The 917-nt window shown below is 69.9% G+C and carries 1 protein-coding gene; it reads right to left on the minus strand.

Features of this window, described 5'->3' with window-relative positions:
- The coding region (locus GJ693_RS16275) for a lipocalin-like domain-containing protein (RefSeq protein WP_235903012.1) at positions 1–851 on the minus strand (851 nt) is incomplete at its 3' end.
- Between the last annotated feature and the right edge of the window lie 66 nt (positions 852–917).

Raw genomic sequence — 917 nt, forward strand, 5'->3', positions numbered from 1 at the left:
TGCACCGGCCAGCGCGCGTTGCTGCGCGGGCTTTGCCACCAGCCGCCGGCCTGCCAGCGCACGTCCTGCGGCTTCAGCACGGTCAGCACGCCGGCCTTGCTGCGGTGGCTGCCGCCGGCCCACAGCGCGCCGCCCTTGCCATCGCGCATGCGGAACAGGGTGACGGCGCTGCCATCATCCATGTTGAGGCCCAGCCAGTCCCAGCCAACGGCTTGGCGGTTCATCAGCGTCGATGACCATTCGCGGTCCAGCCAGGCCGTGCCCGTCACCGCCTCGCCATTCACCAGCCCAGCAACGGCCAGTTGCGGCCAGCTGTAATAATGGCTGGCCTCGCCCGGCGCCGGCCCCTTGCGGCTGAAGCCGCCCTCGCCTTGCAGGATCACGGCCTGCTTCGGCGTGAAGGCCAGATCAAAGGCAAAGCCTGTCCCGGCAAGTTTCGCGTGCAGCTTGCCATCCGGGCCGCGCCACAGCCGCCAATCATCCACCCCCACATCCATGTCGCCCACCCGCGCGGCGGCGAGGCCAAAGCCGGCGCGGGCGATACGGGCGGCATGGCGCAATTTGCCGTGCGCCGGATCGGCGAGCGCGGCATGGGCAAAGATCACCTGGCGCGGCACGAAGGCTGACGGGTTCCTGGTGTCGATATCAGGACGGGTGCGGAAAAAGGTAATCTGGAATCCCTGCTTGCCCTTGGCCGTGTCGAGCCAGCCGGTCACATACCACCATTCGGTGCGGAAATCGGGGTGCGCGCCGTGATCGGCAGGAAAGCGCATCGCCACGCCCGGCTGCACCGGCGCGAACGTCGCCGCCAGCAGCAGCGGCAGCAGAGCGAGGAGCGCCAGCCGCTTCACCAGTCCGCCCGCACCGCCTGCAGTGCGTGCTTGCCGAGCGCGCGCCGGCCCGCCACCACCGCCGTG

Origin of the sequence: Sandarakinorhabdus oryzae (genome assembly GCF_009733735.1) — a bacterium.
Classification (GTDB): Bacteria; Pseudomonadota; Alphaproteobacteria; order Sphingomonadales; family Sphingomonadaceae; genus Sandarakinorhabdus; species Sandarakinorhabdus oryzae.